This window comes from Ruminococcoides intestinihominis (genome assembly GCF_040096285.1).
Classification (GTDB): Bacteria; Bacillota; Clostridia; order Oscillospirales; family Acutalibacteraceae; genus Ruminococcoides; species Ruminococcoides intestinihominis.
The window spans coordinates 13,282-30,338 of sequence record NZ_JBBMEY010000012.1; the positions used below are offsets into that span (position 1 = coordinate 13,282).

Consider the following 17,057-nt stretch of genomic DNA (forward strand, 5'->3'; position numbering starts at 1 on the left):
CTTATTTTGTAAGATATTTATACTTTGCTGTTATTAACATAGCATCTTGTTCTTCAAGAGTTTTGGTATCTTGACCACAAGTAAGTATTTCCACATATTCAATATAATCGTTATTATAATCGTTATTTTCTTCTTCAAATGTGATTATTGCATTTGCTTTTTCTCTCTCACATTTTCTACAGATACAAATGAACTTTGTATTTGTTTCCTGAAGAGTATAACAATCATCAATCAAAACATAAGCATTGTATCTTATATTTTGAGCATATTCCAACATCTGCATAACAATCTTATTTGAGTGGTGCATTTCACCAAAGATGAAGACAGATGTACATACATTGTGTACCTTAACTGTTAAATTTGAGTTTTTTTCTTTTGAAACATTCATTTTTTATTTCCTTTCGTTATAAAAATATAGGAGGCTAATATATGGACTGTAGAGGTCATAATAGAAGAATACAGTTTTTTGTTATATAAAAAGCGTGGACAATTTGTCCACGCTACTTAACCTATTCTAATAATATCTTTGTACTTGTGATATAACATATTCATTTGGTCATAATTCTTATTGTTACATCTTCTTAATTGTCGGCGTTTATTCTTGAAAAAACAGCGTCCCATAAGCTTCTGAAGGAGATATTCCATAAGATGATAATTAATATCACTTTTAGCATAGCTATCAATCAAATCTTGAGGAAATCCGTAATAATATCCAAACATAACAAAAGCAAATTGACTATAATCTAAATCGTATAGATACTGTATTAATTTATCTTTTGTTGGATAATAAGTACCGCTAAGATTGTATTCATCTGAAATATCATCAAATCCACAAGCAACTTCAATAGAGAAAGTGCGAAAAAAATGTGATTCAAAGTAATTGTCACAAATTGTTTTTGTGGAAGTATTTATATACAATTTTTCATCATAGGTTGGAATTTCGTTTGTAGATGAAATCAAAGGACTGTCTACACTAGATAAAATTTCGTTTGCTTTCTCAAGCGAAAAGTCTACAAAAAACTTATCAATACTAGATAATGGAACATTATCATCTTGTATAAGATAAAATAATGTTCTTAGTTGTTCGATTGTAACTTCCTTTTTGGCATAGTTCTTAATAAACTTTCTTGGAAGTCCTATAAAGTATCCTAGCATTGCATAAGCAAACTGAACCATATTCAAGGTACGCATATAAACAGATAACTCAGCTGCAGATGGGTGGGTACTATAGCCTTCCGTGTATTCGTATTCCTCAAAATCAGGTAAAAGTTTTTCGTTATACAACTTTTCTCTTACATCCCATCCACATGAAAATCTATCAAATGAAGAAGAATAGTAATCACAAAGAAACTGTACAACACTTGGGTTGTATTGATTTGAACTTTTACAAACAGTTAAGTCGTCATATCCTGAAAAAAAGTTATCTTCATTAAATAACTTATTTTCATACATACAATAATAATGAGCACCAAAATATAAATAATCTTTCATAAGTAAAATCCTTTCGTAAATAAATGAGGTGATTAAATGTCAAATTTAAGATTTCCAGACGCATCCGTAATTAAAAATTCTCGCTTTGTAAAGAATATTACTGCCGAAAAATTAGCAAGAATTCAAGACAATAATATTCAATTATTTGAAAGTCAGTACAAGGATAATTTGTATTGTCCGGAATGTAATCAAGCTAAACTGTTCCTAAGGAACGGAACAGAAAAGATACCACACTTTTCTCAATCTAAAAACTCCTTTCATAAAGATGATTGTTCACTGAATTACAAAAGTATATCAGCAAATCAGCTAAAAGTTATATATGAGGATAAAAATCCTGATAATTATGAAATACATAATAGATTAAACAAGATTATAGGTTTATTTTTTCAAAACAAAAATGTAGGTTCCAGTCCTTTAGTTATAAGCGTACCTAAAAAGAAAAAACCAACAACAAGTACATCAGTTGTTGGAGAAGAAACATATGTTAAAGCATCAGTTCCAAGAAGATTAGTTACAGCTCTTAGGACAGAGGATTTAAGAAAAATCAAAATCTTCTATGGTGATGTTTATATTAAATGGAATAAAGCAAAAAATAATACAGACAATAAATCTAGGTGGTATTTAAGAATTTATAAGGAATATGATAAAAAGAATAGTAAATATAAATACTTGTGCTGTAGTATAGCTATTAGTGATAGGGTCTATAAATATTTAAAAGAGAATAAGGCTAATTATTTAGATAATCAGCACTGTTATATTGCTTTCTTTACTGAAATCTTTCAAAAAGAAAGTAATGGTAACTATTATAATAATTGTAGCCTAAGACACTCAGATTTTCTCGAAATCAAAACTATTCGTATAATTTAGGTAAAGCAAAAAGGTTGGACAAATTGTCCAACCTTTAATGTTATACTCATACCTTGGACAAATTGTCCAAGGTTTTTCATTATATTAGATTTTTTATACTATTGTTGTTTCTGTATGAATTAATAATTTCATCAACTTTAGTTTTGTCAGAAGTTTTAATCCTAATAACACTATTTCCTTGTTCGTGTACAGTTCCTTCAAAACTGATACCATTCTTTTCTAGAACAGTAGCTTCCTTAAATGATACTTTTAAATAGTAATCATCATTTGGATTGTAATTATGCTCACTTTCCTTTTTTTGTAAAGGAATACCATCAATACAAGAATGGTAGATAAATTCTTTAATATCATCCATTTTGTTTGTTTCATAAAATTCAACTAGCATTTTAGAGAAATCCCTTTGTAATTCAACCGGAATAGAAATGATACCAACACCGTTTGAAATCATTATTTGATTTGCAGAAAGCATACTAGTTCTCTTATTACCATCACCAAACATTTGCCTACGCATTAAATGCAACATCATTGTGATTGCTCGTTCTGTAGGATTTGCAATAGTTTTAATATTTTCAATTTCTTCCTTGATTTTGCTTTCAATAGGTAGTTCCGGTTTCCATCTTGTACCACCAATAGATACCGGAAAATTTCTAATAAAACCGGCATTAGGAATAAGATTATATTCTACATACTGATTGATTTTACAAATATATGGATAATCTATAGGATATTCTATAGTATCCAAAATAAATTGCCAAGCGTGTTTTAAGTTGTTAATTGCAATTACAGTATTTACTTCTACATCAGAGATGATTGAACCTCTATAAATTGCTTCTGTATCTGGGAAAGTTACATTCAAACCTTCAAGTCTAGCACTTTTCCAAATAATATCAACAATATTTCTTTTTGCAAGAAATATATTATCTTCTAGGGTCATTTGAAACTTATTTTCCATATAATCACTCCATCCAAAATAATTATAATGCTTTTGAGCATATAAAGTCAATGAAAAATGTGAACTGGCTATATAAACCACAAGAAGATACCAACAGAGAAAAAATAAATATTCCACACTCACTCAAGTTATTTATAATGACTGACAGAAAGACACTCAATGTGGAAAACTCAAAAGCAAAGCAATGTTGAAAACTTCTTATACCTGTACTCAACTATTCACAATTTTTCAGCAATAATACTCTAAGTTACATCTATACTTAAGGTATAATTTTATATTATTTTTCTTTCTGTTGGTATGTAAGTGGGTACTCCTCACAGAGGTGTAAATTTTTGGACTACCCCTTGATAAAGAAAAAAAAGAAAAACACTTGACAGTCTTATGTAAATTGTGTACAATACCCTTGTAAGATTTGAATAAGCCTAAAACAAATCTAAAAGGGAAGATACTTAGTCGAGAAGAGTATCTTCTTCTTTTTTTGCGTTGTATCTTAGGTTTACGGATTAAGATGGTATTTATCTGATAATAATTATCAGCATAACTGCCATCTTTCTTTTTTACCCTATATCTACTAATTAAACCTTTTTTAATAAGAGATTTTAGGGTAGCAATAACACTTGAACGATGAAGATTTAACTGATTACAAACATCATTAAAACTATTCCAAAATTGCATAGTTCGACTATCAGCACATTTGCAACAAAATAGATACATTCTAAATTCAGACGCAGTTAATTTATTTGATAATTTAAAAATTCTTCTACTAACAAAGAAATAGTTATATTTAACTACAGGTAAAGTATAATGATATGTACCAAGCTTATGCTCATCGACAAAATATCTTCTGACCTCAAAAATTAAATTCAGTCTATTAAGTTTATCAATGATACGAGAAATAGTCTTAGGTGTTAAACCTGTCATAGTAGCAATAGCTTTTTGTGATATTCTTATATATTTTTTATTCTTATAGCATACTCCTCGTAGGCTATACATTGCAGTTAATACAGTTAGTTCTGTAGAACTAAGGTTCATATCAAAGATTGTATTAGGCATTTTAAAAAGTTCATTACTACGCATTTCTATTCCTCCTTTCATTGATTAATAATAAAAAAACTGCACTTGCTATAATAACAAGTGCAGTATGAATAACTACAGATATGACATAAATATATAAGATTATATAGTATGACTAATTGACATTTTTAAATTTATATGATAAAATCAAATAAATTCAAAAACTGATGTTAACAACCGTTTCTTGTTATCATTAGGCTTCAGTAGGTGTTCCACCACCTGCTGAAGATGAATTTTTTTATTTTTATTAAATTATAAATTAAAAGTTGAAATTTGTCAATTGTAAATTTAGCCGTTACTTCTTAAGTGGAGTAACGGCTTTATTATTTTTTAACTGCACAAGTTCATCGTTATAGTCTTTACCAACTGATGAAGGTTGATTACTAACATTGTAACCTAAATCAGAATACTTTTGCATATATTTTTCTGTTGCTTCAATTCCTGCTTTGTCATTATCAAGGCAAAAAACTATATTGCGTGTAGTAGGATACTCTTGTAAATAGTGGGCAAGTGCAGTATCAGATACACAACCAAGGGATAACCTACAAGAGTTAAGCCACGCAGTTTTGCTATCACAAGCAATATTAATAAGCGTTGCATGGGATAACATATCGATTGGTGCTTCAAATACAAATAAAGTTTCTTTATCGTATCCTTGTAGATAAAAGCCATTAGCCTTATCACTACAGGTACATTCTTTACGGTATTGCTTATCTGTTAAAGTGCCTCTGATTGCCCCATATTTAGGTTCTTTGTTTTTGTCTTTGCCAACAAAGACTACATTTCCTCTTTGGTCCTCATAGAGATAATGATGTTTACAAAGGCAGCTAACAATATCTTTATCAATTTTTCGTGTATGAATAAGATATGCAAAGAGTCTGTTATATCTTCCTTGCTTTTTAGGAGGTAACTGTATATCTTTTCTTGTTGTATCTTCTGCAACAACTTTTTCAGCTTTCTTATACGTTGAATGATATGTATTACTTTCGCTTGAAATAGGCTTTAAAACAGTTTTTAAGGATTGCTCATAACTTAACTCAACTGCTCTACAATCAAGCCTATCATCAATTTTAGACACGAATGCAATAATGTCACCACCACCAACAGAAAGAGAATTCCAAAACCACGCTTTGTCATCAGCATTAACTACAAGACTATTGTGTTCAATACATCTATAGCCTTTACCATCTTTTTTGAATGATAAACCATAGTTGGATGACAAATAATCAGTAGTTGAGATATTGTGAGCTTCAGACTTTTCTTCAGGAGTAAAAATGTACATATCTTTCTTTTTGTAATAAAACATTATTTATACATCTTCTTTCTTCTCTTAATGCGAACATTAAGAATCTTTAATTTAAATAAGCAGACCAAAGCAGGAAAAATATTGATATTAATTAACATCAATGAATCTGTAGCTAATAGTAAAGTCCCTTCTATAAAAGCAATAGATATTAAAATAGCCACTAACTTCTTTACTCTTAGAGAAGTTAATGGCTGTTTTTTTAATTCGTTTAGTCTGTTTTTATAAAAATTATGGGCATAAAAAAAGTAGGCATAAAAGCCTATAATAATGAGATAAGTAATCATTTTTTCTTTTTTCTAGCAGGAAAAATGAATTCAAGCTTTCCTTGTTCGTTAATCTTTAACGAAGCATCAAATTCTTTTCCTGCTTTTGATTTAAACCCTTTAATAATGTTAGTTCTCTGGCTAGAAATAAGCATATTGATTTGATTTTGTGTTAGTTTCTTACCACACAATTCGAATGGAATGCTGAACTTACAACCTTTTTTGTAATTGCTACAGTAAACATTAGTTTTGCTCTTATATAGCTTATTACCACACAATGGACAAATACTAGATTTATCTACATATGCCTTAGCTTTAGAATTCTTAATTTCTGCATACCATAGTCTTACTTTATCTTCAATTTGAGAGATAAAATCATCATAGTTAAGTTTACCAAGTTCAATATCATAAAGTTGTTTTTCGATTTCACCGGTTAATTCAGCTGACTTTATATCTGATACTGGTAAAGTATCAATAACATAAAATCCTCGTTCTGTAGGAACTACAGTTTTACCTTTTTTAACGATGTAACCTCGGTTATATAATCCCTCGATTGTGCTAACTCTAGTTGCATCAGTTCCAAGACCTTTTTTCTGTAGTTTAAATAAAGATTTTGCTTCTTCATCTTCAAAGTGTTGTCCTGCAAGTTCCATAGCGTTAATAAGAGCAGGTTCGGTGTATCGCTTTGGTGGTTGTGTTTCGCCTTTAGCTAAATCAAAATTACAACTTACATTTTCATTTTCATTAATAGAAGGTAAAATATTAATTTTATCAGGCATAGCGTCAACACTATACCAACCTTCATTAACAATAACACTACCTTTAGAAACAAAGTCCTTATCGTTAATGCTAGTAATAATTGTTGTATCCTCTATTACAACTTTTGGAAAAACAATTCTTAATAATGATTTTGCTAGTAAATCATAAAGTGCAATCATATCATCGTCACCAATATCAGATAGGGAAGATGGAACATTAAGAGTAGGGATAATTGCAGTATGTGAGCCAACTTTTTCATCATCAAAGTGTCGTTTGCTAAACTCAAGCCAGTTCTCTTTATCAAGAGAGTATTCTTTGTATTCGTCAATTTGCATTAGCTTTTCGATAGTTTTTTCGACCTCGTTCATCATAGCAACTGTTAGATGTTCTGTATTAGTTCTTGGATAACTCATAAATTTTGCTTCATACAATTTTTGCATTGTACTTTCAGCTTTCTTTAAGTCCCAATTAAGGTGTTTTGCACAAGCAATCTGAAGTTGTGTTGAGTTAAAAAGCAAAGGTGCAGTTACTGTCTTTTGCTTATGCTCAACAGACTTAATACTGCCTTTATTTGATAAAGAACTAATTAGTTGTTCTGCAGAACCCTTATCATCAAATTTACCTGCAATATATTCGCCTTTATAAATGCTATTATCTGTTGTAGTAAATTCACCTATTACTTTATAAAATGGTTTCTTAACAAAGTTTCTTATTTCATTTTCTCTGTTAACTACCATTGCAAGAGTAGGTGTTTGAACTCTTCCAACAGAAAGAACCTTATCAGTAGAAAATTTAGTTGTCATAGCTACCGTTAAATTACCACCATATAGCCAGTCCGTAATAGCCCTAGCTTCACCTGATTTCTGTAGGGTTTGCATTTCAAATCCATCTTTTAGGTGATTAAAAGCGTAATTAATTTTTCCGTATGTAAGGTCAGTTAGCCACACTCTTTTCCAAGGCTTTTTGCAGTTCATACTGCGATATACATAATCAAAAATTAATTCACCTTCACGGTCTGGATCGGTTGCATTGATTAATGCATCAGCTTTATCAAAATAAGGCTTTATATATTCATACAACACTTTTGTGTTCTCTTTAACAGCTAATTTATACTCTTTCGGAATACAAGGAAATGCATTAATATCCCATTTAGAATACTGTTCACCATAAGATTTAGCTTGTGCAAGTTGTATAAGGTGTCCTTGACCGTGAAGAAGTATAGCTTTATCACCATCAAGTTCAAATTCCCAATGACAAATACGATTATCTTTGTCATATGGTATCCTATTTCCTGCATTAAGTGCATTTGCAATTTCTTTTGCAAGGGAGTATTTTTCTGCGTAAATTACAATCATAATTTAATCCTTTCTTATGTTCGCTTTTTTACATAAATTGTGCAAGTAGCTGACTTACCATCTGCAGTAGCAGTAATAGTTGCAGTACCAACATTTTTTGCTTTAACATAACCGTTATTATTTACTGTAGCTACACTAGTATTACTACTACTCCAATGGACTTTTTTCCTTTTAGGCGTTACTGTAGCAGTTATAGTAACACTATCGGCTACTTCAAGTGTTTTTGAATAGTAAGATAAACTAATACTAGTTTCGACTTTACCATTGTTAGACCAGTTATTATTACCATAGTCAATTTTAATCTGTGTTTGAGTTTTTGGCTTTTTCTTAACAATTCTTTTTGTTACAGGTGGTTGTGTCTGAACCGGTACATTACTAGCATTATTATTTGAACTACTATTAGAATTTGAAGATTTCTTTTTCCTTTTCTTCTGAACAACTTTTTTAGTTGTAGGTTGTGTTGTTATTATCTTTGTAGTTGTTGGAACAGTTGATGGAGGGATAGTTGTAGTATTTACAATGACTTGATTGTTAGTAACGTATTTTTCTGAATTAGATGTGTATGTTTCAATAACGGAAGATATAGTTGTTTTTTCTTCTGTTGGTATTGTAGATGTTGAAGTAATAGTTGCTTCATCCGGTATGGACAAATTGTCCACGCTATCATTATTTTTCAAAACGAAACATACAATCAAAAGGATAATAACTAAGGCAATTAGTATAATAGGAATGATTTTCTTATTAACTAAACTTGTTTTTGCTTTAGTGTTTCTCTTAATGTATCTGTCTGTTTGTTCTTGAGAAATAACTGATGTATCAATATCTTCATTATTAACAAATGATTTAATTACTTCATTAAACTGAATACTTGTAATAGTGTTTCCTATGACACCGTACAAACCAAAATCATTAAATAATTCAATTTCATCATTACTAGCAAAAAGTAATATTCTTGATTGATTAAATACTTTTTGTAACGATTTAATTAATAAAGATATATCTATGCCTTTATGCCTAACAGAAGTATCAACTAATAGTCCAAGTGGATTATATTTCTGTCTTAAACTTTTTACAGAATCAATAGAATTTATAAAATTAACCACACCTAACAAATTAATATTAGGTGTGGCTTTTAATAGTTCTGTATATTCTTTTGAAGTCTTTTTGTCTGCAATAATAAGTATGTTCATTATTGACTCATTTCCTTCTGCTTATCTTCAAACTTAGTAGTACATATCTTATACATTAAGCTATCAGTTGGCATTAAGTTTTCAAATGGGATAACATTTGAACCACTAATAATAAGACCAGTACCAACATCAGAGCTGTTAATATATGATACTTGTGACTCAGATAAATGCCATTGATTAATAATAGCTTCTAGGTCAGATGGCTTTTGATTAAGGAGTGTAACAAAATCACTGTTATTGAGCATAGAACAGGCTTGTTTACTTTCAAGTACATCAGAAATGTTTTGTGTAGCACCACAGGCATTACCACCATACTTTCTAATCCTCTTATATACTTTAACAAAAAAGTCACCAGTAGAATAAATCTGAGAGTTTGTATCATTAAACATAACGGAAAATTCATCGGTGAAAACCCAAGTTCTAACGCCTTTTGCCTTGTTTTCAACAACTCTTTGCCAAAGTAATTCAAGCGTAACAAGTAAACCTACAGTTTTAAGTTGTTCGCCAAGTTCGTTAATATCAAAGACGATAAACTTTTTGTGATATTCTACATTAGTGTGATGAGCAAAAATGTTGAAAGAACCAGTTACATATAACTCAAGAGTAGTAGCAAGTGTTTTTGCGTCTGTTGATTCATCAGTAAGTAATAGATAATATAAGTTTTCTAGTGTTGGCATTTCTGTAGTTCTGCCATTTTGATAATCTGCGTACACTTTTAGTACATATCTATCTATGATAGCTTTTTCTGTACCGGTAAGTGTTCTACCTAGAGATACTTCAATAAATGACATTATAAAGTTAGATTTAAGTGCTACTGCATTCGTGCCTTCATCAACAAAACTTAAATCAGTATCAAAGATGTTAAGATAATTAGTAGAATTTGGGGATAACTTAATTACTTCACCATTAAAAGATTGAGCAATTGGTGAATATTCGTTTTCAGGGTCAATTACTATAACTTCATCATTAGGAAACTTAGTCATAATAGCATATAGCTCAGACTTGATGTTCATACTTTTACCACTACCGGATGGACCAAGTGTGAAAGCATTACCATTCATATTGTCTGAACGGTTAATTAAAATAGGGGCTTTAGTGACTTTATTAATACCGTAATATATTCCACCCTCAACGATTACATTACGGTAGCTAAAAGGGATAAAGTTACCTACTTCATTAGTTAATAGATAAAACGGTTGTCCCAAAAAAGTACCATCAGCATTAATTACCGGATTAGCAAAAGGACAAATAGTTTTTAAGCCTTTCTCTTGATAAGTAGAGCCACTAAGAATGTCAATATTAACTTGATGTTCAAGAGCTTTTTGCTTAATATAGAGCATAAGTTCCCTTAGTTCTTCTTCAGTTTCAGCTGAAACTAGAATATAAATACCCATCTGGTACATATCACAGTTGGAATCACCAAGTTTATCCTGTAGTTCAGTTAGCTCTTTTTCTCTGTTCTGCAATGAATAAGGAATAAACTCGCCACCGTGCTTTTTGTTGTTTTCTCTACGCTTTTCAAGACGCATTTCCAAATCTTCCATTTGCCTTTTGAGCATATCGAAAACATAAGATTTCTCTAACTTTTTTAAATGCTTAGAGATAGTAATCTTATAATTATTGTCCAGTAAATCAGTAATGAACTCATCATCACAAGATTTACTAATGCTTCTTACAAACATAACAGAACTGAAAGTTGAACCAACTTCAATAAGTTTAGACTTAAAGGTAAAGTGCGATGGTGCAATGTAGTCTTTTAACTTACAATCGTGCTGAATGTATGATGATGGCAATAAAAATGGCTCGTTATCGCAAGAATGATAAATGTTATGTAATATTTCAAAACATTCTTCTGTTTTAACCATAGTAATTTTACTGTCCATATCAGAAAACAAAATTTCAAATTGGTCAAAAATCTTGAATAGAATATTGATGTTATCAAGTTTTGTTTTTGGCTCAAAAGAGATAACACCAATGATAAGCTGATTACAAGTTGTGTTAACACATTTATCAACGATGTTACTCATAACATTTTGATAATCTTGTAATATGTCCTCTCTAACATTTTGATTGTCTTTAGGTATCATAGCTTTATCAAGTAATTCCTTATCAAAAGGACTGTTAACGATAAATTCTTGATAATTAATGTTAGATGGGAGAGAGGAAAGAAAAGTTTGATATTTATCGTAGGTAATATCTTTGTCACTATCTTTCTTTGTCTTATAGTTCACTTGTTGAATGAAAAATCGTAGAGAAAAGTTATTGCCACAACGGAAAATTCCGTTAGTGTAAACTTCATCCCAAGGTAAAGTATCCTGAGCTGACTTTGGATTTTTCTTGCTTTTACCGTAATTTTCAGTTTGTTGCTTAATGTTAACATTAACAATTTTGTTATTCTTCATATCTATCGAACACTCCTTTACTTTCATAATGTCGAGTAATATTACCCTTCATTATAATTAATAACCAAGCTAAAGCCGATGAACCATTTATCTGAGCAATACTACCTGCACCAAACAGAATTAAAATCAGAAAAACCGGAATTAAAGCTAAGTCAACGGAAGCACCAAGGACAAAGTATAATAGAGCAAAAACACCTAATGATACCAATAGTCCAATAGCCATTATTACTATTTGTCGAATTGACAATCCCATAAACAAAGCTTTTGGCTTAATAATATTTTGCTTTGTCATATTAACTTTACGCATTATTAATCCTCCTTAATCAATTAAATTAGTTAAAGCTTTAGGTGGTTTAGCCATAATTCTACAAATGCCAAATATGATAACAAATCTAGGAATTAATTGTTTCATATTTGTAAAGAATGAATTAGTTGCAACATCTAATGCACTATTTGCCTCTGATAACCATTGACTACCTATTGCATAACAAATAATCATAAAAGTCATATATAAACAAGTTGAAAGAAAAGCTCCGATGAACTTTTTAAAATAGACTTTAGCTTCATCGTTGGCAACGCAAGCAAATGCAAGAGGAGATATTGCCATTAAGCAAGTAAGTTCAAAAGCACGACTTAGAATTTTGATAAACACACTTATAATTGCAAAACCTAATGCAATTATTAAAATTAATTCCGGACCTCTCCAAAATAGTCCTTGAAAAAAACTTATTATAGTACCTATGAAATTCCAACTACTTGCATTAACAGTTTTTGGTTCAAAATTAGATAAATAAACCACTCCATGTGCATTAATTTTTAATAAGTTAAGTAATTGCGAATTCATTGAATTTACTGTACTTACAATAAATCCACAAACAGTAACTGAAAGGTCAACCCATATTTTTGCAATTAATAATGTGCCTAATGCTCTTAATATTCCTCTAGGACTTGTAAATTCAAATTGCAACATCGTGTTAGTCATATTAAGTCCAAATAATATAACAACAAGACAATAGGCAAATGCTTTTGTGATAGGAGCAATAAGATTTGCAATTTTCTTCATTGAGTTAGTACCCCAAGATATACCAAAAAAGTTGCTTCCTTTTCTTGCATTACCATTGCCAAAATCTTTAAGTGTTCGACCTAACTGCTTCCACATATATGTTACAACGCTATACTGACCACTCATAAGTTTTGTTGTATTACTGATAACTTGTGAGGTGTTATTCTCTTTAATTTTTTGATTAGCTTGTTTTAGATTAGTAATAAGCTTGTTAAAATCTGAATTATAAGAACTAATGTTTTTACGAATATTGTTGTAGTCATTGTTGGTTATAATGTCACCGTAGGTGTATTTACCACCTTGATAATCTCTCCAACGAGCCTTACCGTCACTATCAGAACTAAAGCAACTTCTACTAACGGTATCGTATAGATTACGCAAATTCAGGAAAAGTTCGTGCCATTCACCAGATAATTCTGTAGCTTTGTTACTGTTCTTTTTCGTATTTGTATTATTTTTATCTGCGTTAAGGTTATTACACCATTTAGTTACTTGATGAGAATAGCTATTATATCTTTTAATTAATTCGTATGTGTCTGAAAAAATATATGTCCTCTGAGGACTTCTTTGAACATTTTCATGGGTTCTAAAATCTTCTAAAACCTCATCTTCAAAATATTCAATGTTTTGAATTCCACCGGTACTTTCTTTATCAATAGTAACTGCACTTGCCCCACCGGTTGTTATTGTAATCAGCATAATAACTAGCATAAGAAGTGCTATAAGTTTTGTCCGTTTACGATTGGAATTATCCATCGATATGGTTTTTATATTTTTAACTTTATATTTTGTAAGCATATATACAACACCTCCTCACATAGCATAGTACCTAATTAAAGGTACTATGCTATGATTTATTAACTAAAGATAGCCTTCTTGATAGCAATAAGTGAACCACATACAATACCTGCAATTACTGCACCAGCAATACCACCTTTCATCGTTCTAGGGTCTTCTTCATTGTGACCCTTAACAATGGAAAACGCAGCTGAGGCTGCATAGATAGCACAACCTGCGTATAAGATATAAAAAACAATATCAATAATCTTATTCATAGCACCTGTGCTTACACCGGATGGTCTAGTTACGGCTGATGAACTTATAGAAGTAGTAGTAATAAGTGTTGAAACTACTACAGTCATGTTGTAGATTTTTTGCATACGCTTAAGTCTTGCGTTCTTCTTTTCAGCTTTAACTGAAGGGTTATTATTACTTAATCGGTTCATTTTGTTTTCCTCCTTAAATAAAAAAAAGAAGTTATTTCTAACTTCTCTTTAGTGATTGGATTGTGAAATCCTTTTAGATTGATTAAGTTTTTGTGCTTTGTCAAATGCTTTAATTGCTTCTTTTGATAAATCAATTACTGCCGTTACACCTGCAGAGGCAGTAGTTGCACCAGTTTTAGCAACTGATGAACCTGCTTTTGCAGTAACTTTAGTTGCATTAGCACCTGTTTGTACTGAATTACGATATTTGTTAATATCAATTACTTTATCAAAATTCTTAGTTGTAATCTTCTCCATATTAACTGATTGAGGTTGTGTGAACATACCTTTTGTTTTTTCTGTTGGTGTTACAATACCGTCCTTACTAATCTTAACAAAATCGTATTTTTCACATTTCTCAAAATAATTTTGAACCTGCTTAAATTGTTGTGGATTAGAATAACTTAATTTATTAAGGTCAATTTGATTAACATACTGAAAAATTTTAAGGTCATCACCATTACCTTGAAGATTAATTGCAACTGTATTTTGTAATTGATTATTAGTAATATAATTTTTTTGGTCTTTCTCAAATTGCTCAATAAATGATTGAGAATTAATATGTTCCTTGCCTTTGTCAGTTAATGTATAAGAGGCATTTTCGTAAGATAAGTAACCATCTTCAACAGCCTTGTTAAAAGAAGTAGTAACATTGTCTTTAAGTTTATAATCAGAAATATTACTTATTTCTTCATAACTAATTGAACCGTTAGTATCACAGAAAGCAATATCGGTATGTTGACCGGTAAAGTTATAGTTATGTTGTTGTTCTACTGCCTTATTTGGTTGTACAACTTGTTGTTGCCTATGTTTGTCCAAAAACATTTGAATACTTCTTATAGAATTAAGAACTTGAGTAAGACCATTCTTAATTGGTCTTGCAACATTAAATTGTTGAGCAGTATCTTCAATACTATTCAATATCATCACCTCCTTACTGTCAGTTCAATATATTAATATTAATGCTTAACATACGGAGCTGAATAATCGTATTCAGATTCATCGACTTCATTATCATCAAAATCCGGTACCGGCTTAATATCATAGTCCATATTCATCACCTCCTTACATAAATTCCTCAATGTCATCGAGAACACCGGAAGTTTCATCATAAATTGATGGGTCAATATCATCTTCGTTAGCATAATCAGGAACTGGGTTATATTCTTGATTATCAGCTTCTTGTGAATATTCAATATATTCATCATCAGATACATCATCATTAACTGGTGGTGGGCAATTATTAACTTCTTCAAATTGTCTTGCTAATCTATCTTGATTTTCTTTATTCTCAATCTCTTTCTGTTTATCGTATTGTTCTTTTGATAGCTTATCGTTATCCTCATGTTTGCTATACATCTTTTCATAATTAATAAGTCTTTGCTCCCATATTGGTGCAAATTCTTTATCAATATAAGTATTGTTCTTAACATACTCTTTGTACTTAGAACCACATTCAGCAAACAATGGGTGGTTAATAGTATCAAATTTCATAGTGATTAGTGGTCTTTCATAACCTAAAAAACAAATTACTTTACCTCCATAAGGGATACTTTCACCTTTAGGCTTAATAACTTCTTTGATTTCATCAGGATACAGTAGTGGACGCTCACCATAACCTTCAGTATCTTGTCCACCTCCACCCATTTGGCTACCACTACCACGATTAAATGATTTACTATCATTTCTGACCGTAATTTTTCCTAGCTTATCAGATACATACTGTAATGTATCATTGTCGATAGTACCTAATAAAGTAAAGATATTACAGTTACCAATAATACTTTCATATGTCTTTTCATAAATTGCTTTTAACTGTGATAAACCCTGAAGAACAATACAAATTCTTAAGTTGTAGGAACGAGCAACTGCTAGTGTATTTTCAAACGCAGGTATTTCACCTATATTAGCAAATTCGTCCATTTCACAACTAACAAGCAATGGCATACAACCGTCATATTTTAAGTCTGCTACTTTTCGTAATCGCTCAAAAAATTGTGAATAAAAAATATTACAAACAACTTTATATGTGTTACGAGCCGACGGAATGATAAGGAAAATTGCAGTTTTTTCAACACCTACACTATCGAAGTCCATTTCATCAGTTGAAGTTATTGCATCAAGGTCTGTAGTTGCAAACAAACTAAGTCTTGTAGATAATACTTCGTTGATTGAAGATTGTGTTTCCTGAGCGTTACCTTGCATACCACCCCAGTTTGTACTAGCAATATCATATGGATGTTTTGTTGCGTGTTCATTAAGGCAACGAGCAAGTTCACAACTCATATCAATAGCACCATTCTTATATCTAATACTATTAACAAGTCTTACTACTCTACCAAAAGTTTTGATTTCGTTTTCAGACTTATAAAGATACATCATAAGTGCTATTAATAACTTTTGTGCTGCACCGGAGAAGAAGTCCTCTTTTTCACCTTCACCTGCAGTATTTTTCATAAAAAGTGATGCAATATCTACAACATCCTGTTCTGATGTGATATAAGAAAATGGATTATAAGAATTAGAATAGTTAAGGTTAACTAAATTAAGAACCTTAACTTTGTAACCATTCTTTTTTAACACTTTGGCACAATCTCGATACAATTCACCTTTAGGGTCGGTAACGATATATGAACCGTTCATTTGCAAAATATCAGGTTTAATCTTTCTGAATGATTTACCTGCACCAGAACCACCAATAACAAGTTCATTTAAGTTGTTTAAAACTTTTGATGAAGTTGAAACGTAGAAATCTTTGCCGAGAGGTATCTTATTATTTGTTTTTTGTGCTTCCTTTTGAATAAATTTCATTCTGCTAGTACTCATCCAATCAGCAGAACCATGTTCCATACCTTTGAAATTGTTTTTTGTGTCCATAGATAAGGCCCAAAAAACAAGCAGAAATAACACATAAACATACCAAATATTCAAGTTTAGTTTTAATATTTGGATAACGACAGAACTTGAAAAGGATAAAGTAAAATTAAAATCAATAATGTGAGTACATATATCCACTATGGTATCGATACTAAATTCAGACACTTTGTGATATTGTGAATAATCTAAATAA

14 protein-coding genes are annotated in these 17,057 nt (G+C 30.7%); 1 reads left to right on the plus strand and 13 read right to left on the minus strand.

Translation table 11 applies throughout. From position 1 onward, the window contains the following. Window position 1: 1 nt before the first annotated feature. The gene (locus WMO18_RS04635) at window positions 2-388 is read right to left on the minus strand and encodes a hypothetical protein (protein WP_367286388.1); all 387 of its coding nucleotides are present in this window, start codon (window positions 386-388) and stop codon (window positions 2-4) included. A gap of 116 nt (window positions 389-504) precedes the next feature. Continuing rightward, on the minus strand, window positions 505-1,491 hold the full coding sequence (locus WMO18_RS04640; protein WP_367286389.1) for a hypothetical protein: 987 nt from the start codon (window positions 1,489-1,491) through the stop codon (window positions 505-507). A gap of 36 nt (window positions 1,492-1,527) precedes the next feature. On the opposite strand from WMO18_RS04640, the gene WMO18_RS04645 reads away from it, so the two are divergent. Then, entirely contained in the window at window positions 1,528-2,358 is an 831-nt protein-coding gene (locus WMO18_RS04645; RefSeq protein ID WP_022505442.1) for a competence protein CoiA family protein, read from the plus strand. A gap of 79 nt (window positions 2,359-2,437) precedes the next feature. Here the strand turns inward: WMO18_RS04645 and WMO18_RS04650 are convergent, their stop codons facing one another. From WMO18_RS04650 to WMO18_RS04700, 11 genes are all read right to left on the minus strand, one after another. Then, window positions 2,438-3,310: a Fic family protein gene (locus WMO18_RS04650; protein WP_367286390.1), complete on the minus strand. Its 873-nt coding sequence runs from the start codon at window positions 3,308-3,310 to the stop codon at window positions 2,438-2,440. 228 nt (window positions 3,311-3,538) lie between these two features. Continuing rightward, entirely contained in the window at window positions 3,539-4,387 is an 849-nt protein-coding gene (locus WMO18_RS04655; RefSeq protein ID WP_367286391.1) for a helix-turn-helix domain-containing protein, read from the minus strand. A gap of 292 nt (window positions 4,388-4,679) precedes the next feature. Further along, complete coding sequence (locus WMO18_RS04660) at window positions 4,680-5,690, minus strand: DUF3991 and TOPRIM domain-containing protein (protein WP_211148648.1); 1,011 nt, start codon at window positions 5,688-5,690, stop codon at window positions 4,680-4,682. A gap of 280 nt (window positions 5,691-5,970) precedes the next feature. Then, window positions 5,971-8,067 carry a type IA DNA topoisomerase gene (locus WMO18_RS04665; protein ID WP_367286392.1) on the minus strand — a complete coding sequence of 699 codons (2,097 nt, stop codon included), beginning with the start codon at window positions 8,065-8,067 and terminating at the stop codon, window positions 5,971-5,973. Between the two features lie 14 nt (window positions 8,068-8,081). Further along, window positions 8,082-9,257 carry an Ig-like domain-containing protein gene (locus WMO18_RS04670; protein ID WP_367286393.1) on the minus strand — a complete coding sequence of 392 codons (1,176 nt, stop codon included), beginning with the start codon at window positions 9,255-9,257 and terminating at the stop codon, window positions 8,082-8,084. Continuing rightward, window positions 9,257-11,659, minus strand: coding sequence for a VirB4-like conjugal transfer ATPase, CD1110 family (locus WMO18_RS04675; protein ID WP_211148189.1), 2,403 nt, complete (start codon window positions 11,657-11,659; stop codon window positions 9,257-9,259). Before WMO18_RS04675 ends, WMO18_RS04670 begins: the two co-directional genes overlap by 1 nt. Next, window positions 11,649-11,966 (minus strand): PrgI family mobile element protein, encoded by a 318-nt coding sequence (locus WMO18_RS04680; RefSeq protein ID WP_211148188.1) that lies wholly within the window; start codon window positions 11,964-11,966, stop codon window positions 11,649-11,651. The genes WMO18_RS04675 and WMO18_RS04680 overlap by 11 nt, the downstream gene beginning before the upstream one ends. A gap of 12 nt (window positions 11,967-11,978) precedes the next feature. Beyond that, a complete protein-coding gene (locus tag WMO18_RS04685; protein WP_211148187.1) occupies window positions 11,979-13,520 on the minus strand; it encodes a hypothetical protein in 1,542 nt (513 codons plus the stop codon). Between the two features lie 59 nt (window positions 13,521-13,579). After that, on the minus strand, window positions 13,580-13,948 hold the full coding sequence (locus tag WMO18_RS04690) for a hypothetical protein (protein ID WP_211148186.1): 369 nt from the start codon (window positions 13,946-13,948) through the stop codon (window positions 13,580-13,582). Window positions 13,949-13,996: 48 nt separating this feature from the next. Continuing rightward, complete coding sequence (locus WMO18_RS04695) at window positions 13,997-14,908, minus strand: hypothetical protein (RefSeq protein WP_211148185.1); 912 nt, start codon at window positions 14,906-14,908, stop codon at window positions 13,997-13,999. Between the two features lie 144 nt (window positions 14,909-15,052). Continuing rightward, window positions 15,053-16,864, minus strand: a complete 1,812-nt coding sequence (locus WMO18_RS04700; protein ID WP_211148184.1) for a VirD4-like conjugal transfer protein, CD1115 family — start codon at window positions 16,862-16,864, stop codon at window positions 15,053-15,055. Window positions 16,865-17,057 lie beyond the last annotated feature (193 nt).